The sequence below is a fragment of the Glycomyces sp. MUSA5-2 genome (assembly GCF_037034145.1).
In the GTDB taxonomy this organism is placed as follows: domain Bacteria; phylum Actinomycetota; class Actinomycetes; order Mycobacteriales; family Micromonosporaceae; genus Glycomyces; species Glycomyces artemisiae.
In genome coordinates this window covers 1-1,103 of the sequence record NZ_JBAGKG010000026.1, presented here as the reverse complement: position 1 = coordinate 1,103, position 1,103 = coordinate 1, and the positions used below count along the sequence as shown (strand labels likewise).

The 1,103-nt window shown below is 69.0% G+C and carries 1 protein-coding gene; it reads left to right on the top strand.

The window, feature by feature from the left end; genetic code table 11:
- Positions 1-115: 115 nt before the first annotated feature.
- The coding region (locus tag WA640_RS28675) for an IS481 family transposase (protein WP_335992384.1) at positions 116-1,103 on the top strand (988 nt) is incomplete at its 3' end.

Genomic DNA, 1,103 nt, shown 5'->3' with positions numbered 1-1,103 from the left:
TGTTCTGTCCTGGGAGGTTGTGAACACCGCAATGGATGAGACGGGTTGAAATGAGACGAGGGCCTTCTGGTTCGGTGTGAATCGCTACAAGACACGCCGACCAGGAAGGCCCTCGATGGCCCACTCTAACGCCCCGTTGACCCCGACCGGCAGACTGCGCCTGGCTCGGTGCGTGGTCGAAGACGGCTGGCCGCTGCGCCGCGCCGCCGAACGCTTTCAGGTCAGCCCTACGACCGCCTGGCGGTGGGCCGACCGCTATCGCCGATACGGCGAGACCGGCATGACCGATCGCTCCTCGCGACCGCATTCGAACCCGAACCGGCTTTCGACCAGGACGGAGCGGCGGATCATCAAAGTCCGCCTCGCCCGCCGGTGGGGACCGGCCCGCATCGCCTACCTCCTGGGCCTTAACCCCAGTACCGTGCACCGGGTCCTGGCCCGCTACCGCCTGGCTCGCCTTGCCCACCTCGACCGGGCCACCGGCGAGCCGGTCCGCCGCTACGAGCGCTCGCGCCCGGGCGAACTGGTCCACATCGACATCAAAAAGCTCGGGAACATCCCCGACGGCGGCGGCCACCGCGTGGCAGGCCGCGCCCAGGGCCGGCGCAACGGCAGGGCCTCCCAGGCCCTGACCCCCAAACGCAAGTCCGGCGCGAAGATCGGCTCCGCCTGCCTCCACACCGCCATCGACGACCACTCCCGGACCGCCTACACCGAGATCCTCCCCGACCAGACCGCGCACAGCGCGGTCGGCTTCGCCGCCCGCGCCATCGCCCATTTCGCGGGTATCGGGGTCGCCGTCGAACGGATCATGACCGACAACGGCGCCTGCTACAACTCCCTGGCCTGGAGAGACTTCCTGCGCGGCAAGGCCATCGCGCACAAGCGGACGCGGCCCTACCGGCCCCAGACCAACGGGAAAGTCGAGCGGTTCCACCGCACCCTGGTCGACGAATGGGCCTACGCCCGCCCCTACCGCAGCGAAGCCGAGCGGCGCGAGGCGCTACCGGCATTCCTGCACTGGTATAACCATCACCGCGCACACACCGCGCTCAGAGGCCAAACCCCCGCAGCCCGCGTCCACAACCTCACAGGGCAATACA